Annotated in this window: 22 protein-coding genes and 1 tRNA gene; 16 read left to right on the top strand and 7 right to left on the bottom strand. The window is 66.4% G+C overall.

What is annotated here, in order from left to right; all coding sequences use genetic code 11:
* Nucleotides 1–181: 181 nt before the first annotated feature.
* From SB749_RS05185 to SB749_RS05150, 8 genes are all read left to right on the top strand, one after another.
* Nucleotides 182–562 (top strand): YciI family protein, encoded by a 381-nt coding sequence (locus SB749_RS05185; protein ID WP_410709369.1) that lies wholly within the window; start codon nt 182–184, stop codon nt 560–562.
* A gap of 208 nt (nt 563–770) precedes the next feature.
* Nucleotides 771–1,826: an RNA polymerase sigma factor gene (locus SB749_RS05180; protein ID WP_410709368.1), complete on the top strand. Its 1,056-nt coding sequence runs from the start codon at nt 771–773 to the stop codon at nt 1,824–1,826.
* 84 nt (nt 1,827–1,910) lie between these two features.
* Nucleotides 1,911–2,873: a mevalonate kinase gene (gene mvk / locus SB749_RS05175; RefSeq protein ID WP_410709367.1), complete on the top strand. Its 963-nt coding sequence runs from the start codon at nt 1,911–1,913 to the stop codon at nt 2,871–2,873.
* The gene (gene mvaD, locus SB749_RS05170; protein WP_410709366.1) at nt 2,870–3,886 is read left to right on the top strand and encodes a diphosphomevalonate decarboxylase; all 1,017 of its coding nucleotides are present in this window, start codon (nt 2,870–2,872) and stop codon (nt 3,884–3,886) included. Before mvk ends, mvaD begins: the two co-directional genes overlap by 4 nt.
* Nucleotides 3,883–5,013, top strand: coding sequence for a phosphomevalonate kinase (locus tag SB749_RS05165; RefSeq protein WP_410709364.1), 1,131 nt, complete (start codon nt 3,883–3,885; stop codon nt 5,011–5,013). Before mvaD ends, SB749_RS05165 begins: the two co-directional genes overlap by 4 nt.
* Nucleotides 5,003–6,163 carry a type 2 isopentenyl-diphosphate Delta-isomerase gene (gene fni, locus SB749_RS05160; protein WP_410709363.1) on the top strand — a complete coding sequence of 387 codons (1,161 nt, stop codon included), beginning with the start codon at nt 5,003–5,005 and terminating at the stop codon, nt 6,161–6,163. The genes SB749_RS05165 and fni overlap by 11 nt, the downstream gene beginning before the upstream one ends.
* Nucleotides 6,160–7,278 carry a hydroxymethylglutaryl-CoA reductase gene (locus SB749_RS05155; RefSeq protein WP_410709362.1) on the top strand — a complete coding sequence of 373 codons (1,119 nt, stop codon included), beginning with the start codon at nt 6,160–6,162 and terminating at the stop codon, nt 7,276–7,278. The genes fni and SB749_RS05155 overlap by 4 nt, the downstream gene beginning before the upstream one ends.
* Nucleotides 7,275–8,618, top strand: a complete 1,344-nt coding sequence (locus tag SB749_RS05150; protein WP_410709361.1) for a hydroxymethylglutaryl-CoA synthase family protein — start codon at nt 7,275–7,277, stop codon at nt 8,616–8,618. The genes SB749_RS05155 and SB749_RS05150 overlap by 4 nt, the downstream gene beginning before the upstream one ends.
* 367 nt (nt 8,619–8,985) lie before the next feature.
* Here SB749_RS05150 and SB749_RS05145 read toward each other — a convergent pair.
* Nucleotides 8,986–9,069: transfer RNA gene (locus SB749_RS05145), tRNA-Leu, on the bottom strand.
* A gap of 375 nt (nt 9,070–9,444) precedes the next feature.
* Here SB749_RS05145 and SB749_RS05140 point away from each other — a divergent pair.
* From SB749_RS05140 to pknB, 7 genes are all read left to right on the top strand, one after another.
* Nucleotides 9,445–10,317: a DUF3662 and FHA domain-containing protein gene (locus tag SB749_RS05140; protein WP_410709360.1), complete on the top strand. Its 873-nt coding sequence runs from the start codon at nt 9,445–9,447 to the stop codon at nt 10,315–10,317.
* The gene (locus SB749_RS05135) at nt 10,314–10,823 is read left to right on the top strand and encodes an FHA domain-containing protein (protein ID WP_369863824.1); all 510 of its coding nucleotides are present in this window, start codon (nt 10,314–10,316) and stop codon (nt 10,821–10,823) included. The genes SB749_RS05140 and SB749_RS05135 overlap by 4 nt, the downstream gene beginning before the upstream one ends.
* The gene (locus tag SB749_RS05130; RefSeq protein WP_410709359.1) at nt 10,820–12,244 is read left to right on the top strand and encodes a PP2C family protein-serine/threonine phosphatase; all 1,425 of its coding nucleotides are present in this window, start codon (nt 10,820–10,822) and stop codon (nt 12,242–12,244) included. Before SB749_RS05135 ends, SB749_RS05130 begins: the two co-directional genes overlap by 4 nt.
* Nucleotides 12,244–13,830: an FtsW/RodA/SpoVE family cell cycle protein gene (locus SB749_RS05125; RefSeq protein ID WP_410709358.1), complete on the top strand. Its 1,587-nt coding sequence runs from the start codon at nt 12,244–12,246 to the stop codon at nt 13,828–13,830. Before SB749_RS05130 ends, SB749_RS05125 begins: the two co-directional genes overlap by 1 nt.
* Nucleotides 13,827–15,296 (top strand): peptidoglycan D,D-transpeptidase FtsI family protein, encoded by a 1,470-nt coding sequence (locus SB749_RS05120; RefSeq protein WP_410709357.1) that lies wholly within the window; start codon nt 13,827–13,829, stop codon nt 15,294–15,296. Before SB749_RS05125 ends, SB749_RS05120 begins: the two co-directional genes overlap by 4 nt.
* The gene (locus tag SB749_RS05115; RefSeq protein ID WP_410709356.1) at nt 15,293–17,119 is read left to right on the top strand and encodes a protein kinase domain-containing protein; all 1,827 of its coding nucleotides are present in this window, start codon (nt 15,293–15,295) and stop codon (nt 17,117–17,119) included. The genes SB749_RS05120 and SB749_RS05115 overlap by 4 nt, the downstream gene beginning before the upstream one ends.
* Before the next feature lie 117 nt (nt 17,120–17,236).
* Entirely contained in the window at nt 17,237–19,129 is a 1,893-nt protein-coding gene (gene pknB, locus SB749_RS05110) for a Stk1 family PASTA domain-containing Ser/Thr kinase (RefSeq protein WP_410709355.1), read from the top strand.
* A gap of 91 nt (nt 19,130–19,220) precedes the next feature.
* Here pknB and SB749_RS05105 read toward each other — a convergent pair whose 3' ends face one another.
* The 4 genes from SB749_RS05105 to SB749_RS05090 all read right to left on the bottom strand — a co-directional run bounded on the left by SB749_RS05105 (nt 19,221) and on the right by SB749_RS05090 (nt 21,872).
* Nucleotides 19,221–19,733 (bottom strand): GyrI-like domain-containing protein, encoded by a 513-nt coding sequence (locus SB749_RS05105; RefSeq protein ID WP_410709354.1) that lies wholly within the window; start codon nt 19,731–19,733, stop codon nt 19,221–19,223.
* A gap of 159 nt (nt 19,734–19,892) precedes the next feature.
* Complete coding sequence (locus SB749_RS05100; protein WP_262775787.1) at nt 19,893–20,537, bottom strand: anthranilate synthase component II; 645 nt, start codon at nt 20,535–20,537, stop codon at nt 19,893–19,895.
* Nucleotides 20,534–20,701, bottom strand: a complete 168-nt coding sequence (locus SB749_RS05095; RefSeq protein ID WP_167443994.1) for a hypothetical protein — start codon at nt 20,699–20,701, stop codon at nt 20,534–20,536. Before SB749_RS05095 ends, SB749_RS05100 begins: the two co-directional genes overlap by 4 nt.
* 1 nt (nt 20,702) lies before the next feature.
* Entirely contained in the window at nt 20,703–21,872 is a 1,170-nt protein-coding gene (locus SB749_RS05090) for a class E sortase (RefSeq protein ID WP_410709353.1), read from the bottom strand.
* Between the two features lie 264 nt (nt 21,873–22,136).
* On the opposite strand from SB749_RS05090, the gene SB749_RS05085 reads away from it, so the two are divergent.
* Nucleotides 22,137–22,829: a cell division protein CrgA gene (locus tag SB749_RS05085; RefSeq protein WP_410709352.1), complete on the top strand. Its 693-nt coding sequence runs from the start codon at nt 22,137–22,139 to the stop codon at nt 22,827–22,829.
* A gap of 422 nt (nt 22,830–23,251) precedes the next feature.
* On the opposite strand, the gene SB749_RS05080 is transcribed toward SB749_RS05085, so the two are convergent.
* Entirely contained in the window at nt 23,252–23,941 is a 690-nt protein-coding gene (locus SB749_RS05080; protein ID WP_370035137.1) for a rhomboid family intramembrane serine protease, read from the bottom strand.
* A 38-nt stretch (nt 23,942–23,979) separates the two neighbouring features.
* The gene (locus SB749_RS05075; RefSeq protein ID WP_139467639.1) at nt 23,980–24,522 is read right to left on the bottom strand and encodes a peptidylprolyl isomerase; all 543 of its coding nucleotides are present in this window, start codon (nt 24,520–24,522) and stop codon (nt 23,980–23,982) included.
* Between the last annotated feature and the right edge of the window lie 125 nt (nt 24,523–24,647).

The following is a 24,647-nucleotide window of genomic DNA, read 5'->3' as shown; positions in this document are numbered from 1 at the left end:
GATCCGGCTGGGGTCCGCGGCGCAGCAGCGGCTGGGTCGGGACCGCCTCGGCTGGGTCGGAACCGCCTCGGCGGAGGGAATTCGTGGAAGAATTCTGCACAGCTGTCGAATCGACGTCGATTCGATCGTCTTCTCTGTGAGCGACCGAAATCCGGCCGCCGCACACAGAACGGAGCGAACCATGCGCTATTCACTGATCTTCCACGCACCCGAACCCGGAGTCGACGGCCCTGCCCCCACCGAAGAGGACATCCAGGAGATGATGCGCCTCATGGACGACTTCGGCCAGGCGCTCACCTCGGCCGGGGTCTTCGTCGCCTGGGAGATGCTCGCACCCCACACCGAGACGAAGACCGTGACCCGGCGGACCGGAGAGGTCGTCATCGAGGACGGGCCCTCCGCCGCGGCGAAGGAGGCCCTGGCCGGGGTCGTCGTCATCGACGTTCCCGACATCGAGGCGGCCCTGGCCTGGGCCGAGAAATTCCCCGGCACGAGCTACGGCACCATCGAGGTCCGACCCGCGGCGACCTCGTTCGTCGACGGCACGTGGACCCGGCCCTGATCGGGAACCCGTGACCGAGTCGGCCGATCCTGCCGAGCGCGCGATGATCCTGTCCTAGGACGGCTGGGGCAGGATCATCGCGCTCATCGCGGCCGCCGACGGTGATATCTCCGGCGCCGAGGATGCACTGTCCACTGCGCTCGAACGTGCCGTCACAGCGTGGCGGGACCAGGGACCGCCCGCCAATCCGGAAGGCTGGCTCTACCGTGTGGCGCTCAATGCCCGCCGAGACGTGTGGAAATCGGCGGCGGCACGGACCTCGACGGCACTCGACGAGGAGACGAACGACCGCATCGTCGGCGGCACCGACCCCGCCCATCACGACCCTGACGCCGTGCCCGACCGCAGGCTCGAACTCCTTGCCGCCTGCGCCCACCCGGACATCGATCCTCCAGCCCGGCCGCTGCTCATGCTCTCGGCGGTGATGGGGATGACGGCAAAACAGATCGCAGCGGCCATGGCCCTGCCCGCCGCCACCGTCTCCGCCCGTCTGACCAGGGCGAAGAAGCGTGTTGCCGGTCTCGGTGTCGCCTTCGGCAGTCCCGACCGCCTCGACCTCGAGTCCCGTCTGCCCGATGTGTTTGAGGCGATCTATGGGGCGTTCGCGATCGAATGGGCTCAGGCGGCCGCGCAGCCGCGGGAGGGCATGATCGGCGAGGCCCTGTACCTGTCCCGCCTCGTGGCCGAACTCTGCCCTGGCGACGGCGAATCCCACGGACTGGCCGCACTCATCCACCTCTCCGCCGCCCGGTTCCCCGCCCGTCGCAGCGGCAACGGACGATTCGTCCCGCTGACCGACCAGGACCCCGACCGCTGGGACGGAACACTCACCGAGGCGGGCGAGCGCCACCTAGTCGAGGTCCACCGCTGCGGACACGTCGGCCGATTCGGGCTCGAGGCAGCCATCCAACTCCTCCATATGGCCGGAATCCGCACCGGATCCACGGATTGGCCGATGCTGCTGCGCCTCCACGACGATCTCGCGCAGGTGGCCCCGAGTCTCGGCGGGTCGGTCTCCCGAGCGGCCGTCCTCGCCGAGGTCGACGGCCCCGAGGCGGGACTGGCCGCACTCGACGCGCTGGGCTTCGACCCGGACGGCCAAGACGATAAGCGCGTCTCCGCCTTCCAACCTGCCTGGGTGCTGCGGGCTCATCTGCTCACCCGCCTCGGCCGCACAGACGAGGCGGCCACCGCCCGCCGGCGGGCGCTCGACCTGACCACTGACCCGGCCGAACGCGAGTACCTCTCGGCAGGACTCACCTGAGACGGACGTCACCTCGTCTTCGGGATGGGCGGGGGTACGGCATATGATGGTGAAATCAATCCACAGACTCCGAAACCATCCTGCATGCACAATTCCTCTCAGACCGAACCCGCCCAGGGCACGTCCCAGGGCTTCGCCCACGCGAAGGCGATCCTGTTCGGCGAACACGCGGTTGTCTACGGCTCTCCGGCCGTCGCAGTGCCATTGCACGGGCTCGGAGTCCAGACCGATATCCGCCGGTCCCCGCACCAGGAGACCCGGATCGAGAGCCAGCTGTTCTCCGGAAATGCGCAGACCGCTCCGGAGCCGATGGGCCCCGTCGTCGCCGGTCTCAACGCCGCGCTGAAGGCCGTGGGCAACCCCGACGCCGAGGTGGAGCTGCTCATCCGTTCGGCGATCCCCCACAGCCGGGGCTTGGGTTCGAGTGCAGCCGTGGCCACCTCCGTGGCCCGCGCCGTCGCGAACCTGCATGCGACGGTCTTCGACGAGAACACCCTCCACGAGATCGTGCAGGCGGCCGAAACCGTCGCCCATGGCCGACCCAGCGGAATCGACGCCTGGGCCGTGGCCAAGCCCGCCCCCATCCGCTTCCAGACCGGGTGCGCCCAGACCATCGACGTCGGTCAGCGCCTCGTCTTCGTCCTCGCGGACTCCGGTCATCACGGGTCCACCGCCGAGGCGGTCGGCGGGGTCCGTGCCTGCCGTGACGCCGATCCTGTGCGCATCGGGGGGATGATCGACCGTCTGGCCGAAATCACCGATTCCGCCGTCGACAACATCCGCTCCGGTGATCGTGGGGCGATCGGCACCCTGATGAACGAAGCCCATGGACTGCTCGGCAGCCTCGGCGTGTCGACCCCGACCCTCGATTCCCTCGTGGATGCCGCCACCGCGGCCGGAGCCTGGGGCGCCAAACTCACCGGCGGCGGGCTCGGCGGCTGCGTGCTGGCCCTGGCCGATGACGATGATTCGGCCGAAGAGCTCGCCGAGGCCCTGCGCAAGGCGGGAGCACCCCGCACCTGGACGACGGAGGTCAGACCGACATGAGAACGACGACGGCGCGAGCCTACCCGAACATCGCCCTGGTCAAATACTGGGGCAAGGCCGATGAGGAGCTCATCCTGCCCGCCGCGGGCAGTCTGTCGCTGACCCTCGACCATTTCGAGACCACGACCACCGTGGTGCCCGCCCCGGACGCCGAGACCGATGTCCTCGAACTCGACGGCGCACTCGCCGATGCCGGTCAGACGGATCGCATCTCGACTTTCCTCGACCATGTCCGCGCCCTGGCGGGACGCGATGACCGGGTCCTCGTCCGGTCCCGCAACTCCGTGCCCACAGGTGCCGGTCTGGCCTCCTCGGCGTCGGGCTTCGCCGCTCTGGCCACGGCCGCCGCTGCCGCCTTCGACCTCGACCTCGACGCCAGAGATCTCAGCCGGCTGGCCCGCCGCGGTTCGGGGTCGGCCTGCCGCTCGATTCCCGACGGCGTCGCCGTCTGGCACGCCGGCGACGACGCCGCGTCCTTCGCCGAGACCGTTCCCGCACCGGACATGCGGATGATCATCGTCACCGTCAACCGGGCGAGGAAGGCCGTGTCCTCCCGCGAGGCGATGCGCCTGACGGCCGCCACCTCCCCCTTCTACTCCGGTTGGGTGTCCTCGACCGAGGACTACCTGGAGCAGATGGTCGCTGCGTGCGCGGCCGGGGACTTCACCCGCATCGGCGAGATCACCGAATCCCACGCCCTGCGCATGCACGGCCTCATCCAGTCCACCGTGCCTCCGATCCGGTTCCTCAATCCGACCAGCCACGCGATCTTCGACGCCGTGGCCGAAGCCCGCGAGAACGGCATCGAAGCCTATTCGACCGCCGATGCCGGCCCGAACGTCGCCGTCATCGTCCGCCCCCATGACGCCGAGGCGCTGGCAGAGAAGCTCTCCGGCTTCGGCGACGTCCGCGTCGTCGGCCCCGGACCGGGAGCCCACCTGCTCACCGCCGATGACGCAGTCCCGCCCGCAGACGCAGTGAACCCGGCTGCGGGTGAGGGCAGCCGGGCATGATCGAGACCCGGGCACCCGGCAAGCTGTTCATCGCCGGCGAGTACGCCGTCGTCGAGCCCGGACAGCCCGCCGTGCTCATCGCCGTCGACCGGTGCATCACCGTCCGACTGACCGAGAGCGAAGGCGCCGGCCGCATCCATTCGAGCGAATACGGTCAGGCTCCCGTCGTGTGGCGGCGCGAAGACGATGGTGAGCACATCATCGTCGACGAGCGCCCCTTCGACTATGTGCTCTCGGCGATCTCCACCGTCGAAGAGCTGCGCTCCGGCCGGGGTGCCAGCCCCCGCTACTTCGATCTCGAGATCTCCAGCGAACTCAATGACTCAGACGGCCGGAAGTTCGGCCTCGGCTCCTCGGCGGCGGTGACTGTGGCGACGATCGCCGCTCTCGATGAGTTCTACGAACTCGGGCTGACCCTGACCGAACGCTTCAAGCTCGCCGTCCTGGCGACCATCGCGATCTCCACGAAGGCCTCCGGCGGCGATCTTGCCGCCAGCACCTTCGGCGGTTGGATCCGCTACTCCTCCCCCGACCGTGCCGCCCTGCACGCTCACCGCGAGGCCCACGGGGTCGTCTCCGCCATGAGCTGCTCGGAATGGGCCGGCTGCTCGGCCAGACGGGTCACCCCACCGAGCTCGCTCGACCTCCTCGTCGGCTGGACCGGATCACCGGCGTCGACCGAACACCTCGTCACACGCGTCCACACCCCGCGCGAGCAGGCAGCCGAATCCTCTGCCGAAACGACCGCGGCACCGCAGAAAACGCGCCCGCTCGTGTCCTTCGCCGCCGAGTCGCACACGCTCGTCGACGACCTCGTGGCGGCCTTCGACGCCGACGATGCCGAGGCCAGCCTGACCACGATCCGCTCCGTGCGCACCCTGCTGCGGCGACTGAGCGACTCCACGGGCAGCCTCATCGAAACCGAAGCCCTGCACGACCTGTGCGAGATCGCCGAAACCCACGGGGCCGCAGCGAAGCCCTCGGGAGCCGGCGGCGGCGACTGCGGAATCGCCCTCGCCCACTCCCACACCGAAGCACAGACCATTCTCAGCGGCTGGGAAGCCGCCGGAATCCGACCCCTGGACCTCGGTGCCCACCGAGAGGAAGGCGAGATCGATGAGTTCTGAGACCCCGGCATCAGTTGAGACACCGGAGACCAAGGCCTCACGGGCCTCCCGCAAGGACGACCACGTACGCCTCGCCTCGGCGCAGCAGACCGAAGGCCCCCGCCGCACCGACTTCGACGACCTCGAATTCGTCCACCATGCCCTGTCCGGCACGAACCCCGAACTTGTCGACCTCTCGGTCGAACTCGGAGACTGGACGTGGCCGACTCCCTTCTACGTCAACGGCATGACCGGCGGCACGGAGACCACGGCGAAGATCAACCGGGACCTGGCCATCGCCGCCGCCGAGACCGGCCTGCCCATGGCCTGCGGATCGATGAGCGTGGCACTCGACGACGCCGAGGCAGCGAAGGGCTTCACCGTCATCCGCGAGGAGAACCCGGACGGCTTCGTCATGGGCAACCTCGGCGCCGGTCGCAGCGCCGATGATGCCCGGCGGGCCGTCGAACTGCTGAACGCAGATGCCCTCCAGCTGCACATCAACCCGGTGCAGGAGACCGCGATGCCCGAAGGCACCCGCGACTTCTCCACCTGGCTGTCCGGTCTCGAGGACATCGTCGCCTCCTGCCCCGTTCCCGTCGTCGTCAAAGAGGTCGGATTCGGACTCAGCCGCCGTACGCTCACCCTCCTCGCCGATATCGGAGTCCAGTACGCCGACGTCTCCGGCGCCGGAGGCACCGACTTCCTGCGCATCGAGAACGATCGCTCACCGGCCGATGACTTCTCCATGCTCACCGGCTTCGGCCAGTCCGCCCTGGCCTGCCTGCTCGACGCCCCATCCGAATGGACCACCGAGACGACGATGGACGACGGCGTCTCGAACCGCGTGCTGCTGGCCTCCGGCGGCGTGCGCAACCCCTATGATGTCGTGAAAGCACTGGCCTGCGGTGCTCGCGCCGTCGGCGTCGCCGGCACGTTCCTGCAGACCGTGCTCGACCACGGTCCGGACGGGCTCGTCGATCTCGTGCGCACCTGGCAGACTCAGACCTCGGCTCTGTTCGCCCTGCTCGGGGCGCAGCGGTCCACGGACCTCACGGCCACGGACCTGCTCACGCGGGGCCGCCTCGGCGAGTTCGCCCGCCTGCGCGGAATCGACGTCACCGCGCTCTCGCACCGATCCGACGTCCTTTCGAGGAGGAATCAGCTGTGAATCAGCAGACCACGATCACCGGGATCCCCACCACGTGGGTCGGTCCCCTGCGGGTCAGCGGCGAAGCGCTGGCGCCGATCGGCACCCACACCGAGGTGGCCGTGCCCCTGGCAACGTATGAGACCCCGCTGTGGCCCTCCGTCGGCCGCGGGGCGTCGATCTCCCGTGAGATCGAAGGTGGGATCCGCACCGTCATCGTCGATGAGCGGATGACCCGGTCGGTGCTGTTCGTGGCCGAATCCGCGATCGGCGCCGAGGCGGCCGCGCAGGCCATCCGTCACCGCACCCGCGAACTCGAAGCCGTCGTCGAGGCCGGGTCCGGCCACTGCCGGCTCATCGAGATCCACCCCGAGATCGTCGGGAACCTGCTCTTCGTCCGCTTCGCCTTCCGCACCAACGACGCCTCGGGGCACAACATGGTCACCCAGGCCTCGGATTCGCTCATGGACACCATCCTGTCCTGGCAGCTGGGCCTCGACTACGGCTCGGTGTCGGGCAACTACTGCTCGGACAAGAAGGCCACCGCGGTCAACGGGATCCTCGGACGCGGACGCAATGTCGTCGCCGAGATCGTCCTGCCCCACGAGGTCGTCGATCGTCGCCTGCGCACGAGCGCGGAGAAGATTGTCGAACTCGTCGTGCGCAAGAACCTCGTCGGATCGACGATCGCTGGCGCCCTGCGTTCGGCGAACGCGCACTATGCGAACATGCTGCTCGCCTTCTACCTGGCCACCGGTCAGGATGCGGCGAACATCGTCGAAGGCTCGCAGGGCATCACCTATGCGGAGAACCGCCCCGAGGGCCTGTACTTCTCGACGACGCTGCCGCACCTCATCGTCGGCACCGTGGGCAACGGCAAGGATCTGCCGCGTGTCGATGAGGCGCTGGAACGTCTCGGCTGCCGGGAGGATCGTGAGCCGGGAGCGAATTCGCGTCGACTCGCTGCGCTCATGGCCGCGACCGTTCTCTGCGGTGAGCTCTCACTGCTCGCCGCCCAGACGAACCCCGGTGAGCTGATGGACACTCACCGTCAGATGGAACGCAAGGCTGATGAGCAGCACGCTGCCGAGACTCCGACAGATTCAGCACACCGAGAGGACGGCGAGGCCGCATGACATCACACACTGCTGCGGGCACTGTCACGATCGGCATCGACGACATCGAACTGGCCACGAGCCATCATGTCGTCAGGCTCGATGACTTCGCCGAGGCGAACGGCACCGATCCGAACAAGTTCCGCCTCGGCCTCGGCCAGGACGAGTTCAGCTTCCCGGCACCCGATGAGGATGTCGTGACCATGGCCGCCGCGGCTGCCGCGCCGATCATTCAGCGCAGCGGGACCGAGGGCATCCGCACGATGCTCTTCGCCACCGAATCGGGAATCGACCAGTCGAAGGCCGCCGGCATGGCCGTGCACTCGCTGCTCGACCTGCCGTCGCAGATGCGCGTCGTCGAGGTCAAGGAAGCGTGCTATTCGGCGACGGCCGCCCTGCAGGCGGCCGTCGGCATCGTCACCCGGTCACCGGGTCAGCGCGTGCTCGTCATCGCCTCGGATGTGGCCCGCTATGCGCTCGATTCTCCGGGTGAACCGACCCAGGGTGCCGGTGCCGTGGCGATGCTCGTCTCCGCGGATCCGAAGCTGCTCGAGATCGAACCGGTCTCAGGGCTGAACTCGGCCGATGTCGATGACTTCTGGCGCCCGAACGATTCGACGACCGCGATCGTCGACGGAGCCCTGTCGGTCACCGCCTACCTCGATGCGCTCACCGGAGCGTGGACCGATCTGGCCGCGCAGGGCGGACCGGCCATGGCCGAGATCGACCGTGTGCTCTACCACCAGCCGTTCACGAAGATGGCGAAGAAGGCGCAGGTCCACCTCGCCGGACTCACGGGTGAGGATCTCGACACGGAGATCGTCGCGGGTGCCTCTGGAGCGGGTGCCTCTGGAGCGGGCGCCGTCGATGCCGGCACCTCGGATGCGGGCTCCACCGGCCCGACTGCCGCCCACTCGGCCGCCGCCGCGGACTCGGCCACTGCCGGCTCAGCCGACAGCTCGGCTGCCACCGGCCCGCGCGATACGGGTCTGGCCACCAGCACTCTGTACAACCGGCGTCTCGGCAACTCCTACACCGCTTCGCTCTATGCCGGACTGTGCTCGCTGCTCGATCACGATGAGGATCTTGCCGGCAAGCGCATCGGACTGTTCAGCTATGGGTCGGGCAGCGTCGGCGAGTTCTTCACCGCTCGCGTCGTCCCCGGCTACGAGCAGCATTCGCGCCGGCGGGCCGTCACCGATGCACTCGACGCCCGGGTGCCGCTGTCCATCGACGCGTATCGCGCCCTCCACGCCGCCGAGCTCTCCAGCGCCGAGGACGTCACGACCCCGAAGGTGACTGCGGGACCGTTCCGCTTCGCCGGAATCAAGGGCCGCGCCCGCCTCTACGAGCGCGCCTGAAGCCTCCAGGAGTCCTCCCCCCGGAGTCACAGCGCCCGTTCGCGTCCTCACCGCGCATTCGGACCGGCCTGATCGCTGTCAGCCCAGTTTGAGGCGAACAGCCCATGTTTGAAACAGGGCTGCTCAACTCAAACTGGGCCTTTTGCGAGTTTTGGTACAGGCCTCTTCGAACAGCCCCCTCTGCTCCCTGAGCCATTCGAAGAAACCTGTACCTTTTCGCGTTCGGCCCGGTTCGAAGTGAATAGCCCCTGGTCAAACACGTGCTGCTCGCCCCAAACTGGGCCCTTCGCACTGTGACCACCGCAGACACGAAGAAGCCCCTCACCTTGACCCTGTCGGGACCCGGTGAGGGGCTTCTCGTTCGCTGTGCGCGAGGGGGGACTTGAACCCCCACGACCTTGCGGCCACTGGCACCTGAAGCCAGCGCGTCTACCAATTCCGCCACTCGCGCGAACAAGGTAAAACTCTAGCATCGGAGTCGGCGAAACTGAAAACCGAGGAAGCCGAATCGACCCAAACGTGTCCACCTTCACATTTTCGACCCGAGCGTTCACTCACCCCCGACCCGCGCGGCCGCCCACGCTCGCCCCGCACACCGGCCCACCTGCGCCGTCTGCACTCCCTCGATCTTCCCTGGACGCGCGCAGGGAATCCCGGCACAGCTTCGCCCCGCGAACACGCGTAACGTGAGTTGAGAGCCTCCCCGCGTTAGGATTGGGTGTTGATGTGCCCAGAGTGCACGTGATCAGGACCACCTGGTCAGAGCACTCAAAGACGCTAGGCGAAGAGTTCGTCCGGCAACGGCAACACCTGATGAGGAGGTGCCATGGGGTTACTCGATCGCTTCGAGAAGGGGCTGGAGAACGTCGTCAACGGCGCCTTCGCCAAGGCTTTCAGATCCCAGGTCGAACCCGTCGAGCTCGCCGGAGCCCTCCGCCGTGAGGCCGACAACAAAGCCGCCGTGGTCTCCCGCGGTCGCACTCTGACGGCCAACCACTACGTCATCGAGCTCTCGCAGACCGACCACGACCGACTCTCCGGCCTCGAGTCCGAACTGCGCTCCGATCTGCGCCAGGTCGTCGGCGACCACGCCGTCGAACAGGCCTACAGCTTCGTCGGTCCCGTCTCCGTCGAATTCGCTCTCGCCGACGACCTCGACACGGGCATGTACCGCGTCGTGTCCTCGACCCAGCGCCCCGACGGATCCCCCGCCGCTCAGCCGGCCAACCGCGGCGGCTACGACCCGATCTCACGGGCGAATCCGATCGTCGGCGAGTCCCCGAACTCCGGTTCCCGACCCGCGACCCCGCGCCGCACCCCCGAACCCGCCCGTTCGGCTCCGGCCCCCGCCGCGACCTCGCGGCCGAACCCCGCCGCGCGCCCCGCCCCGGCACCCGCACCCGCTCGCACCATCGAAGCCAGCGTGACCATCGACGGTCGCACGCAGATGCTGCGACAGGGCACGAACACCTTCGGCCGTTCCTCGTCGAGCTCCGACTTCGTCATCGACGATCCCGGCGTCTCACGCCGTCACTTCGAGATCGTCGTCGAGGGCGACCGCGCCGTGGCCAATGACCTCGGATCGACGAACGGCACACTGCTGCACGGACGCAAACTGACATCGGCGACCCTCTCCGACGGCGACATCCTCCTCGCCGGCGAGGCCGAGGTCCACTACAACGAGCGGGACGCCCAGTGAGCGAATTCACCGTCACCGTCTTCCGGTTGGCATTCTTCATCATCCTCTGGCTCTTCGTCCTCGGAGTCGCCGGAGTCCTCCGGCGCGACATCTTCGGCCCCCGGAAGACCCGTGCCGGAAGGAAATCCCGCCGAGGCGGCTCCAAGTCCGCCCCGCAGCCACCGTCCCGGCCGGCTCCCGCGCCTCGTCCGGCGGCCGCCCCGGTCGCCCACGCCCATCCGGGCACCATCCGCATCACCGACGGCCCCTTGGCGGGGCAGACGCTCATGCTCTCGGGAGCGCCCGTGACCTTCGGCCGAGCTCCCGACAATACGATCATCATCAATGACGACTTCGCCTCCAGCCATCATGCTCGAATCTCCGCGAAGAACGGCGCATGGATGCTCGAAGACCTCGGATCGACCAACGGCACCATCGTCGACGGCTCACGCATGACCGGACCCATCCAACTGGCCATCGGCACCCGGATCACCATCGGACATACGACCCTGGAGACCCAATCGTGACGACCGGCGGTACCATCACTCTCCGTTCGGCAGCCCGGTCTCACACCGGGCTGGTGCGTAAGAACAACCAGGACTCCGGCTACGCGGGGCCCAATTTCCTGCTCATCGCCGACGGAATGGGCGGTCACGCAGGCGGAGACGTCGCCTCGGCGATCACCGTCTCCCGCCTGGCCGAGCTCGACCACGAGCCCGGAGGCGAGGACGCCCTCGAAATCCTGCGCACCTCGATCCTCGAAGCCAACGACCGCATCTGCCGCGGCGTCGGTGAACAGCCCGAACTCGCCGGAATGGGCACCACCGTCACCGCCGTCCTGCGTGCTCCCGGCAACCGCTTCGCTCTCGCCCATATCGGCGACTCCCGCGGCTATGTGCTGCGCGACGACAAGCTCCAGCCGATCACCCACGACCACACCTTCGTACAGATGCTCGTCGACGAAGGCCGGATCACCCCCGAGGAGGCCGAGACCCACCCGCAGCGCTCGGTCGTGATGAAGGTCCTCGGCGACGTCGGGGCCTCCCCCGACCTCGACCTGTCCCTGCGCGAGGCCCAGGTCGGCGACCGTTGGATGCTGTGCTCGGACGGTCTGACCGGATTCGCCGACATCGACGACATCACCCGCGTGCTCAAAGAGGTCGCCGACCCCGACGAGGCCTGCCGTCAGCTCATCGACCTGGCCCTGGCCGGCGGCGGAGCCGACAACGTCACCGTCGTCGTCGGCGACGTCCTCGAAGGCGAGGTCGAGACCACCGAAGGCGTGTCCGTCGGCTCCGTCCAACTCAACCCCCACTACGCCGCGATCGGTGCGAACCCCGACGCCGAGGCGGCCGTTGACACCGAAGCCCACGAAACCTTCGCCGACAACGACGTATCCGCCGACACGGCACCGATCCAGACCGTAGACGGCGAGGACGTCGACGCTCGGGACGGCACTACTCAGCAGCTGCGGACCAACACCGCTGCAGACGAGGAGGCCGACCTCGACGAAGAGGTCGAGAAAAGGTCCTACCTCGGGTGGATCATCACCGCCATCGTGATCGTCGCGCTGGCCGTCGGCGGATTCTTCGCCTATAACTACGTCAGCCACCAGTACTACGTCGCCAACGACGACGGCAAGGTCTCCCTCTACCGCGGCCTCGACACGACGCTCGGGCCCATCGAACTCAGCCGCCTCGTCGACACCACGGACATCGAGGTCGGCAGCCTCAACAGCTACTCCCAGGACCGTCTGCGCGGATCGATACCCGCCGGGTCACGCGATGAGGCCGATCGCATCATCGACAATCTCCGCAAGGAATCCGATCGCTCCTCCGGCATGTCCGGCGACGTGCAGGACTCGACGAGTCCGAGCGACCCGGCTCCCTCACCTCCGGATTCGAAGTCCGCGGACCCCAGTGACGCCATCACCCGGGAGTCGCAGTGATGAACCAGGCTCCCTCGCAGACCGCGCGCCCCAGAACCTACCGTCTGGCGGAGCTCGGTCTCCTGATCCTGGCTATCGCCGTCGCAACCAGCGCCTATGCTCTGGTCGGCCTCGGCGTCGAAGACACCATCCCGGCCAATGTCTACGGCTATGCCGCATGGCTGGCGGCCCTCGGCGTCATCCTCCACATCATCGTGTGGATCAAGGCGAAATACGCCGATCCCGTGCTCGTGCCGATCGCGGTGCTGCTCAACGGCCTCGGCCTGGCGATGATCTACCGCGTCGACCTCGGCCGCGACGAATACCTCGGTTCGGCGATGACCCAGCTGGTGTGGATGACACTCGGCGTGGGTCTGGCCATCGCCGTGATCTTCGTCGTCCGCGACCACCGCTGGCTGCGCCGCTACACCTATGTCTCGGGCTTCGCCGCCCTGGTCTTCCTCCTGCTGCCGCTCATTCCCGGCATCGGCAAGACCATCAACGGCGCCCGCATCTGGATCGGCGTCGGCCCGCTGTCCTTCCAGCCCGGCGAGATCGCGAAGATCCTGCTGGCCATCTTCTTCGCCGGCTACCTCGTCACCTACAAGGACCAGCTCGTCGCCGCCGGCCCGAAGATCCTCGGCATCCGGTTCCCCCGACTCCGCGATTTCGGACCCATCGTCGTCGCCTGGGTCGCCAGCGTGGGCGTGCTCGTCTTCGAACGCGACCTCGGCACCTCGCTGCTCTTCTTCGGCCTCTTCGTCGCCATGCTCTATGTGGCCACCTCGAAGGTCTCGTGGATCATCCTCGGCCTCGGATTCTTCTCCGCCGGCGCAGTTGCGGCGACCTTCCTCTTCTCCCACGTGGGACAGCGTGTGTCCGGTTGGCTCAATGCGCTGACCGCCGAGGAGTACAACAAGACTCCCGGCGGTTCCTACCAGCTCGTGCAGGGCCTGTTCGGCATGTCCAACGGCGGCCTCATCGGCACCGGCTTCGGCGAAGGCCGACCGAACATGGTCCCCTACGCCGAATCCGACTTCATCTACGCCAGTTTCGGTGAGGAGATCGGCCTGGCCGGGCTCTTCGTTATCCTGCTGTGCTACCTGTTCATCTTCCAGCGTGGAATCCGCACGGCTCAGCAGCTGCGTGACGGCTTCGGCACTCTTCTGGCCACGGGTCTGTCGTTCACGATCGCCCTGCAGGTCTTCGTCGTCGTCGGCGGCGTCACGCGCCTCATCCCGCTGACGGGTCTGACCACGCCGTTCCTCGCACAGGGCGGTTCCTCGCTCATTGCGAACTGGATGATCATCGCCCTGCTGCTGCGGATCTCGGACAATGCCAGGCGCCCCGTGGAGGAATTCCACACCGGAGTGCTCACCATCACCGAGGATCCCGAACCCGTTCCAGCGGGTGCCTCCGCCGCCTCGGCGCGCACCGTCGACGAAGATGCTCCCACGACGAATCTGCCGCCGGCCGATTCCCGTGAGTTCGACGGCGAAGCCCCGACGACGAACCTGCCGCCCGCGGATGACCGCGCACTCAAGCGCGGCGGGACACCCAACGACACCGATCCCACCGACCAACGACCCACCGGAGGTGAACGATGAAGAAGCCATTGACGCATATCGCCGTCGTCGGATTCGTCATGTTCGCGCTCCTGTTCGGGTCGACGAGCTGGGTGCAGTACGTGACCGCGGATTCGCTGAACAACAATCCGCTGAACAACCGACGGATCCTCGACCAGCTGGCCCGTGATCGCGGTCCGATCCTCGTCGACGGCACCCCGATCGCGTACTCGGAGCCTGTCGACGACAAGTACAAGTACCAGCGCAAATACGGTTCGGACAACCTCGATCCGCGCGCCTACGCCTCGCTGACCGGCTACTACTCCGTCGTGTCCGGAGCCTCGGGCATGGAACGTGCCGCCGGCGACTACCTCTCCGGCGATTCCGACGCCCTGTTCTACGACAAGGTCGGCAGCTTCTTCACCGGTGAGCAGCCACGCGGCGCAGCGGTCGAGCTGACCATCGACCCGAAGGTGCAGCAGGCGGCGTGGGACGGGCTGGGCAACCAGAACGGTGCGGCCGTGGCCCTCGACCCGAAGACCGGGAAGATCCTGGCCATGGCCTCGACCCCGGGCTGGGACCCCAATGCCCTGGCCAGCCACGACACAACTGAGGCCAGCGAGGCCTTCAAGAACCTTGAAGCCGCCGAGGGCAAGCCCGCCTACAACCGCGCGATCGGCGGCAACCTGTACCCGCCCGGCTCGACTTTCAAGGTCCTCGTCGCGGCGGCCGCCCTGGAATCCGGCGACTACGAACCCGATTCCCAGCTCAACGGACCCGCCACGCTCGATCTGCCGCAGACGACGGCGACGATCGGCAACTCGCATCCCGGTGCCTGTCGCAACGGGGGCAAGCCGAGCCTGGCCGATTCGCTCGCCGAATCCTGCAACACCTCATTCGCCTCCCTGGGCATGGACCTCGGAGAAGACGCGGTCGCGAAGCAGGCCGAGAAGTTCGGCTTCGGCGAGGATCTCGAGATCCCTCTCAATGTCACCCCGTCCTCGTTCCCGTCCGACCTCAATCCGCCGCAGCTGGCCCAGTCCTCGCTCGGTCAGTTCGAGGTCAGGTCGACTCCGCTGCAGATGGCGATGATGACCGCGGGAATCGCCAACGGCGGCAAGATGATGAAGCCCCAGCTCGTCGACAGGGTGCTCAATGCGAACACCCTCGAGCCGATCTCCGAGACCCGCCCGAGCCAGATGTCCCGCCCCGTGTCCGGAGATACGGCAGACAAGCTCACCGACATGATGACCGGTGTGGTCGAGAACGGCACCGCCTCGGTGGCGAAGATGCGCGATACGAAGGTCGCAGCGAAGACCGGCACCGCCCAGCACGCCAAGGGCGCGGCACCCCATGCCTGGTTCATCTCTTTCGCCCCGGCCGACGACCCTCAGGTCGCGGTCGCGGTCGTGGTCGAGAACGGCGGAAACGCGGGCAACGAAGCTTATGGTGCGACGGTCGCAGGACCGATCGCGAAGAACATGATGGAAGCGGTGGTCGAGAAATGAGACCCGTCGAAGGCACCCTGTTGGGCAACCGTTACAAACTCACCTCCCGCATCGCCGTCGGCGGCATGGGTGAGGTCTGGAAGGGTGTGGATTCCGTCCTCGGCCGTGAGGTCGCGGCGAAGATCCTCAAGGACGAGTACCTCTCCGAATCGACCTTCCTCGCCCGGTTCCGTGCCGAGGCCCAGAACATGGGTCGTGTCTCCGACCCGGGAATCGCCGGTGTCTACGACTACGGCGACGAGCAGGGTTCGCCCTACCTCGTCATGGAATACGTGCCCGGTGAGGCTCTGTCGGCGATCATCGAGCGCAGCGCACCCCTGTCCGAGACCGATACCCTCTCCATCGTCACGCAGGCCGCTCAGGCCCTCGGCGCCGCACACAAGGTGGGCGTCATCCACCGTGACATCAAGCCCGGCAACATCCTCATGACACCGGACTTCCGGGTCAAGATCACGGACTTCGGCATCGCCCGGGTCACCGATCAGGCGCCGCTGACGAAGACCGGGCAGGTCATGGGCACCGCCCAGTACCTCGCCCCCGAACAGGCCACGGGAAAGGGTTCGGGACCCGGTTCCGACCTCTACGCCCTGGGCATCATCGCCTATGAGGCCCTGGCCGGTCAGCGTCCCTTCACGGGGGACTCGCAGGTGGCCATCGCCATCGCCCAGGTCAATCAGCAGCATCCGCCGCTGCCGGACACGGTCTCCGAACCGCTGCGCCGCTTCGTCGACTGCCTGCTGGAGAAGAAGCCCGAACGCCGTCCCTCGGATGCCTTCAAGGTCGCCAAGGCCGCCGAGGCGCTCTCGGCCGGGGACATCGCAGGCGCCGAGGAGCTCGTGCCGCAGATGCGCCACGGAGCCGCCGCGTCCGAAGCCCTGACCCAGGTCTTCAACAACCCGGAGCCGGCAGCCACGACGAAGACTCTGCCCGTCACATCCTCGAACGATGCGACCCAGGTGTACCCGAACGGTGCCGCCGCCGGAATCACCGGCGCCGGGGCCGCCGGTGCCGGAGCCGCCGCGGCGAATACGGGACAGATCGATCCCGAAGATCCGCAGAATCAGGATCTGGAGAAGGACAAGCAGTCGAACAAGGGCCGCGTCCTCATCTGGATCCTTGCGATCATCGCCCTCATCGCGGTCGGTTCCCTGCTGTGGTTCTTCCTCGGCGGAGGCAATGCCGAACCCGAACCGGAACCGTCGACCTCGGCGCCCACCTCGGAGGCGGCGAAGACGATCGAGATCGATAAGAACGATTACATCGGACTCACGGAATCCTCGGCGACGCAGAACCTCGAGAACAAGGGACTCGAGGTCGAGACGACCGACATCAACTCGGATCGGGCGGCCGGAACCGTCGCGGACGTCGGTGAGGGCGACAACGGATACACCTTCGAAGAGGGTGACACCGTGACCCTCTACATCTCCGCCGGTCCCGCCGAGCAGCCCGAAGAGCCCGCCACGGACTCCGGATCCGATTCGGGTCTGGGCAATGACTCGGAGTCGAGCTCGGATTCCGATTCCGCATCCGATTCGCAGGATCAGGGTTCGGACTCCGATGACAACGGCTCTTCCTCCGACCAGGACTCCTCGAGCTCGTCGAACTCCTCGTCGGACTCCGAGACCTCGAGCGAAACGGACTCCTCGTCATCGACGGATACGTCCGGAGAGTCGGACTCCTCGGGCTCCGGCGATTCGGCGGACAGCAACAGCGGCTCGAACCCGAACAGCGGCAATGACGGGACGGGCAGCAACCCCGGCTCGTCGAGCGGTTCGAACTCGGAGGCCGGTGGCAACCCGAACGGAAACAACGGCAATGAATAGACAGTGATCGACACAGAGCAGCGATTACGAGAAGCGAAGAGTTTGAGATACTGAAACTCGACCCGGCTCAGGTGAGAATGAAGCCTGAAGCTCGGGTGAGACAAGCGGAGGACATACATGAGTGAACCCAAGGTGCTGTCGGGGCGTTACGAAGTTCGTGCGCTCCTCGGCCGTGGGGGCATGGCAGAAGTGCATGAGGGCGTCGACAACCGTCTCGGCCGTCGCGTGGCCATCAAACTTCTGCGCTCCGATCTCGCCCGCGATCCGTCTTTCCACACCCGTCTCAAGCGCGAGGCCCAGTCCGCGGCCGGTCTCAACCATCCCGGAATCGTCTCCGTCTATGACTCCGGCGAAGAGGAATTCGTCGAATCCGGCGGCTCGTCGGTGTCCGTGCCGTTCATCGTCATGGAATACGTCGAGGGCAAGCCCCTGCGCGAAGTCCTCAACGAGCACGGCACACTCACCGTCGATGAGGCCCTCAACGTCATCGCCGGGGTCCTGGCTCCGCTCGAGTACTCCCACCGCAACGGCATCGTCCACCGCGATATCAAACCCGCGAACGTCATGCTCACCCCTGAGGGTGACATCAAGGTCATGGACTTCGGCATCGCCCGGGCGCTCAAGGACAATTCGGGACTGACGCAGACCCAGTCGGTGGTGGGCACCGCCCAGTACCTCTCCCCCGAACAGGCCCGCGGCGAGGTCGTCGACGCCCGTTCTGACCTGTACTCGACCGCCTGCCTGCTCTACGAGCTGCTGGCCGGTCGTCCCCCGTTCGTCGGCGATTCCCAGCTGGCCGTGGCCTACCAGCACGTCGGGGAGACTCCGCAACCGCCGAGCTTCTACAACCCGAACATCCCACCGGCCGTCGACCGGCTCCTCCTCCACGCTCTGCTCAAGGACCGCGACGCCCGCTACCAGGACGCCTACACCTTCCGCGAGGACGTGCTCGCCGCCCGCGACGGCCGTCCCATGAGCTTCGAGGACGATGTCGAGGCTACACAGGCGTATCCGATGATGGCCCCGCCGATGACCGCTCCGATGGCTCATGCCAACGAGGCCGAGCCCGCTCCCGAGACCGGGCCAGTATCGGCGATCATGACCAACCAGGAGGAGCGCCCACCGCAGAAGCGGTCGCGCGCCTGGGTCTGGATCGGCAGCATCTTCGTCCTCCTCGCCCTGGCCGCCGTGGCCCTGTGGGTGTATGAGATCAACAAACCCCCCGAGGTCATTCAGGTCCAGGTCACGGATGTGGCGAACATGGACGCCGATGAGGCCGAGGCCGCGCTCATCCAACAGGGCCTGCGCGTGGACACGGACGAGAAGTACAGCGCTGAAGTCGACGAGGGCAAGGCGATCGAGACCGACCCTCCGGGCGGTCAGAAGGTCGACAAGGACAGCGTCGTCAAGCTGATCATCTCCTCCGGCCCCGAGTCCGTGAAGATCCCCGACGTCTCCGGCAAGACCGAGGAACAGGCGCGGAAGATCATCAATGACGCGAAGCTGCAGGCCGGCACCCATATCTCCCAGAATTCTCCGGATGTGGAGAAGGGCGTCGTCATCGAGACCAAGCCCGGTGACGGTCAGGAAGTCGACGTCGATTCGAATGTCGATCTCGTCGTGTCCTCAGGTCTCGTCAAGGTCCCCGACGTCACCGGTCAGACCGCTGAGGAGGCCTGCCAGACGCTCGAGGGCGATGAGTACCAGCTCACGTGCAAGACCGAAGAGGTCGAGACCGCCGACCACGATGACAAGAAGGTCTTCGAACAGTCCGCGACCGGCGGAAGCGAGGTCAAACAGGGCTCGGAGATCACCGTGAAGGTGGCCAAGAAGCCGCCGGAGCCGTCCCCCTCGATTCCCTCCGTCCCCGGTGGCATCCCGACCGCTCCCGGCGACGACAACGGCGGGGACGAAGATGACAAGGACAAAGACAAGGACAAAGACAAGGACAAGGATTCGATGGGCGGAGGGCTCTTCGACGACTGGTCCGAAGGCATCATCGGCAACTGAGATCGCAGCGCACAGCGGCCGGGTCAGTCATCGACTGACCCGGCCGCTGTCGTCTCCCAAGAGAGTCCGTGGGCGTCGGTGACGTTGGTCCTCACTCCAGGGTGAGGAACAGGTCGGTGCGCATATCGGCGGGATCCGCCTCTGGGCTGGGTTCGGTGACGTAGAGTTCGATGAACGGCAGTCCCGGACGATGCCCCGCCGCCATCGCGTCCTTGAGCAGCTGCGCCCAGGATTCCCCGAGCCCGTCGTATCCGCCGAGGTGGCTGCGCACGGCCATGGATCCGCCGGGCAGCTCCGCAGGGATGACGATATGACCACCGGCGATCGGCTGCGCATTCGTCAGCCCCGCCGAGGTGGGGATCCCGACCTGCAGATCCACCGTTTCACTCGGCTGACGGGTGTAGAGGGCGAAGGCCGGTCCCGCGGGTTCGAGTCCCGCCTCGGAGAGCACGGGGAAGAGTCCGGAGAATGTGGCATCGAAGAGCTCCGGCAGATCGGCCATGTGCACTTCGCGCGCCTCGACGACCGCCGCCGGAGTGGCCGGGACTTCGATGACGGTGAGTTCGGTGAACGGTTCGTCGCGCAGATAGGTCGGTTCTGACATCGTCGCTGTCTCCTGTTCGTCGGCAGTGCACGGCGCTTGAGCTCGTGCACGGATCCCGGCGCGGGTTCGGATCATCTGAGCACAGGGACCACTGTGCTCACGATCATAACGATGGGCCGCCTCGGCGAGAACCCTGAGAACAGGGATCGGCGGGAATTCTCAGGCGATCGCGGTCGCCAGCGGCGACATGCCTGCCGCAGCCTGGGCGGCACCTTCGAGACCGCACACCTCGAGCCAATTGCCGAGCATGAGGTATCCGCATTCCGTGAGCACGGATTCGGGGTGGAATTGGACGCCGAACAAGGGCTTCTCCCGGTGTTCGATGGCCATGACGATGCCGTCGTCGGTGCGGGCGGTGACGGCGAACTTCTCGAGGTCGAGGGTCTCGTCGACGATCGCCAGCGAATGGTAGCGGGTGACGGTCAGCGGGCTCGGGCAGCCGAAGAAGATGCCTTCGCCGTCGTGGGTGATGACCGAGGTCTTGCCGTGCATGAGCACGGGAGAGTGGGTGACCTCGGCGCCGAACACCTCGCCGAGGGCCTGATGGCCGAGACAGACGCCGAACACGGGCATGCCGGCCGTCTCCGCCCAGGACAGCAGTGGCGGGCAGACCCCGGATTCTGCAGGCACGCCGGGCCCCGGGGACAGGAGCACGCCGTCGTAGGCGCTCACGGTCTCCGCGATCGCGGAGGCGGGGATGTCGTCGTTGCGGACGACGTCGACGTCCGCGCCGAGCTCACGCAGATAGGACACGAGCGTGTAGACGAAGCTGTCGTAGTTGTCGATGACGAGGATCTTTGTCATTGTCCGCCTTCGGTCACGGTGGCGTTGTTGAAGGGCATGTACGGGGCGATCACGGGGAAGACGTACTGCATGAGCAGCAACACGACGGCCGCGATGAGGATGAGGGCGAGGATGAGCTTGACCACCCAGTTGCCCGGGAGGATCCGCCAGATGAATGCGTACATATCAGGCACCGCCGTTCTTGCTGACCTTGTCGTAGGCCTTCGAGTCCTTGATATTGTCCGGCGCTCCGTCGCTGGCCGGCGTCCAGTCCGTGAGTTCGGCGTAGGCGACGTAGCGTTCCCGGGCGGAGAACATCGGGTTGCAGGCCGTCATCGTCAGGATCCGGTCCTTGCCCTTGAAGTCGGGAGCGTCCGGCACGGGTGAGAGCACTTCGACGGCATCGGGGAGGATGATGTCGAAGTTGCGGAAGGTGTAGGTGTAGAAGCCGTCCTTCGTCTGGACGATGATCTCATCGCCCGGGCGCAGGTTCGCGATCTGGTTGAGCGGCTTGCCGTAGGTCACGCGGTGGCCGGCGATGGAGAAGTTCCCCACCTCACCCGGCATCGCCGAGTTCGGGTAGCGGCCCACACCCATCCGGTTGAGCACGGGTTCGAGGTCGACACCCTCGGCGACGGTGCGGTAGTAGTCGTCGCCGAAGCGCGGGATGTAGAAGATGCCGAAGGCCTCGTTCTTGCCCACGGGATCGGCGACCACGGGTTCGTCCGGGTCGTCCGGCAGCTCGTTCGGGTCCTGGTTCGCCCAGTCCTGGGTGAGTTCGTCGGCGAGCACTTCGTTGTCGCGGTTGGCCTGGATGTCCGTCCACCACAGCTGCCAGACGACGAAGAGGATGAGGACGAGACCGGCCGTGATGCACAGTTCGCCGAAGGTGCGCACGGTCCCGCGGATCGGGCCCAGCGGTTCCTTCTCCACGGGCTGACGTCGCCGCTGACGGCGGGTCTGAGACCGGCCCTGCTGTTGCGGTGCGGCCTGAGGTTGCGGTGCGGCCTGAGGTTGGCGTGGATCCTCGCCGAGGTGGCCGTGCGTCTGCGGTCCACCGTGACCCTGCGGGACCGCGGGCATGGCCTGGGTCGCCTGGCCGTGCTGTTGGCCTTGTGAGTGCTGCTGCGGCTGTTCGCAGACGGGCGGGGCGTCGGAGTAGACGGCGGTCGGTTCGCCCTGGGCCGCGGCGGCTTCGGCTTCCCTGCGCCGCAGCTCGCGTCGGCTGGGCAGCGGCTGATCGCCCGAACCGCCCGCAGACTGACCGGCGGAGTGACCGAGCTGCTGGTCACCGTAGTCAGCTGGAGCCTGCCGTCTCTGAGCAGGACGGATAGTGGGTCGCGAGGGCGGATTCACGCCCGGCTCGTTACCCGAGGAGGAACTATTCACCACTTCTGCTCCGTGACTGTCACTGCATTGTCGGGGGCCGTCGAAGATGACAGGCGGGGACACCCCTACGCACTTTATCCTATGAGAATCATCGTTCGGGGCGCGCTCGGGGCGCTTTCAGGGTAGTCGGAGTTTTTCACTGTGACCCTCGCCCCGAGTAGACTGGTCTGCGATCGTCCCCAACCATTCATTCGGCGACCCCAACGACGGTCGACCGACAAAGGAGTACTTGTGGCCAAGTCCAAAGGACGCCCCCAGCGCACTTCTCGCACTTCGTCGGCGGCCAAGGCGAAGCAGGCCGAATCCGCAGAAGCGGTCGAAGCGACCGAGGTCGACGAACTCGAGACCGAATCGCTCGACACCGAAGTCGCCGAGGCTGCTGACACCGAGTCGGATGCGACGGAGTCTGCTGCGGAGGACCTGAAGGGCGAGTCCGCGGATGAGGACGCAGACGCAGAGGACTCCGACGAGGCTTCCGCGAAGGACTCAGCGGCCGCGGCCGCAGGGAAGAAGGACAAGGCGTCGAAGGACGAGAAGTCAGCCAAGGATGCGAAGTCGTCGAAGACTACGGACTCGAAGACCTCGGCTTCGAAGGCCTCTGATTCCAAATCATCCGCCTCCAAGACAGCCGGCTCGAAGGGTGCGGCCGCCAAGCGCACGTCCCGTTCGGGCAATCCCGCCAAGCGCCCGCAGGGCCGCAAGACGGCGAGCTACACCTCGACCTCGGGCCAGCAGACCATCAAGCCCAACCCGAGCTGGTTCCTGCCGGTCCTCATCGGCCTGCTGCTCATCGGCCTGATCTGGCTCGTCACCTTCTACATCACCCAGGGTGCTTTCCCCGTCGAAGCCTGGGGCAACTGGAACATCCTCATCGGCTTCGCCTTCTTCGTGGCGGGTCTGATCATGTCCACACGCTGGCGGTAGCCGACCCCGGCCGCAATCCCTGACGATTGTCTGGTCGATCCGCGGTGATTCCGAGTTTGGAATCACCGCGGATCGACCAGACAATCTGCATTCACGGGTCCCCTACCTGCTCCGACAGCGGCACCCCGGAATCAACAATCCACAAGCGCCGAGTTATACCCAAGCCGGGTGCGTCGCTTGTGGAAAACTTATTTCGGACCTCTGACCAGGCTAAACACACGGGTGTAAGTTATCCACGTTGTGGATAGAGCTTGTGGACAAAGAATTTTCCACTGCAGAGTGCACACAAAACGGATTTTGTCTGGTAAAAGCCTGACAGCACCTATGCGACTCTGCGCTGCCGTCGAAATCGCCGCACTCTGGGACTGAGTCCAGGGCCTCGGCCGAGTTCGGAATCCGAGTTCAGGAGCGCCGGCCGGGTTTCAGAGGCCGGCCAGCTTCCACGCTCCGCCGGCTGCCAGGAGCACCACCAGACCGACCGAGGTCGACGTGAACACGAGCGTCCGTGTGCGCTGCGGTCCGAGCAGCCCCGCGCAGCCGAGCACGAATCCGGTGAGCAGACCGCCGAGGTGGGACTCCCAAGACACGCCCGCGACGAGGAACCCATAGCCGAAGTTGAGCGCGACGAATACGAGCACCCCGGCGATGTTCCGGTCGAGCCGACGGGTCGGGGCCAAGAGGACACCGACGATCGCGAACACTGCACCCGAAGCACCGATATGATGCGTCACCCAATCGACGCTGAGGGGATCGGCCAGCAGGAGCACCATGGCCGAACCACCCGCGGTGCCGATGATGTAGACGGCCAGGAACTTCCAATGCCCCAACGCCCTCTCGACGAAGGATCCGAAGAAGAACAGTCCGATCATGTTCGCCAGCAGGTGGAACGGCGAGGGCTCCTCGTGAACGAGGGCGACAGTGAGCACCCGCCACGGCTGTTCGAGCGTGAGTGCAGGCACGAAGCTCAGTCGGCGCAGCAGGTCGAGGCCGGGAATGAGCTCCGCGAGGAACGCCACGATGGTGACGATGAGGAGTATGCGGGTGATCAGCGGCGGGGATGCAGAGAGGGCCCGGCCGGTTTCCCGTGCCGAGCCCTCCTCAGGTGTGTCCATCACACCATGGTACTCAGTGGTCCTCTACGGACAGTGACTCACTTCGCGGTGACGTCGACCTTCTCGATGACGACCGGCTCGACCGGCTTGTCCATCGCAGCGGTGCGCACACCCTCGATCTCGTCGACGACCCGCTGCGAGGCTTCGTCGGCAACCTCACCGAAGATGGTGTGCTTGCCGTTGAGCCAAGGGGTCTCGGCGGTGGTGATGAAGAACTGCGAACCGTTGGTGCCGCGTCCCATCTGCTTGCCGGCGTTGGCCATGGCCAGCAGGTACTTGCGGTCGAACTGCAGTTCGGGGTGGATCTCGTCGTCGAAGGTGTAGCCGGGTCCGCCGGTGCCGGTGCCCAGCGGGCAGCCGCCCTGGATCATGAAGTTCGAGATGATGCGGTGGAAGCCGAGTCCGTCGAAGAAGGGGCGCTTGGTCGGTTCGCCGGTCGAGGGATCGGTGAACTCACGCTCGCCCTGGGCGAGTTCGACGAAGTTGGCCACGGTCTTCGGAGCATGATTGCCGAAGAGGTTGATGGTGATGTCACCGTGGTTGGTGTGCAGGACTGCGGTATGTGTCGAAGCTGTAGTCATGGCTTCATTCTTCCACGCCGAGGCGGCGAATGCAGTTTCGCACCAAGTCCATTGCCCAACCTGTCAGGCGATCCGCAGACAATTCGATGACATCCGCTGTCCACAGGGTTGCCCCTAGGCCGTAG

The sequence above is a fragment of the Brevibacterium sp. SIMBA_078 genome (assembly GCF_046534565.1).
Classification (GTDB): domain Bacteria; phylum Actinomycetota; class Actinomycetes; order Actinomycetales; family Brevibacteriaceae; genus Brevibacterium.
This window is presented reverse-complemented; position numbering and strand designations above follow the sequence as displayed.